Raw genomic sequence first — 262 nt, forward strand, 5'->3', positions numbered from 1 at the left:
GCGGGATAGTCCTGCTGCGGGCGGTGTAAAAGTCGTCCACCTTGAAGCCTTTCTGCCAAGTCAGGGAGGTGTGGGGATCTACAGCGTGGAACTTTATCTTCAGGTCCGTTTGGCTTGCGCGGATGGCATGAGCCAGCGGGCGGCGGCGAAGCGTTTCAATGTGTCGCGCGATACGGTGCGCAAGATGCTGTCGTTTTCATCGCCACCGGGTTACCGGCGTCAGTCTGCACCGCAGCGCCCGAAGCTGGACGGGTTTGTGGGG

General features: G+C 61.1%; 1 protein-coding gene. It reads left to right on the forward strand.

The genetic code is table 11. From position 1 onward, the window contains the following. Window positions 1–85 precede the first annotated feature (85 nt). The coding region (locus tag OKA11_RS24585) for a helix-turn-helix domain-containing protein (RefSeq protein WP_267225272.1) at window positions 86–262 on the forward strand (177 nt) is incomplete at its 3' end.

Origin of the sequence: Novosphingobium clariflavum (genome assembly GCF_026420865.1) — a bacterium.
GTDB classification, from domain to species: Bacteria; Pseudomonadota; Alphaproteobacteria; order Sphingomonadales; family Sphingomonadaceae; genus Novosphingobium; species Novosphingobium clariflavum.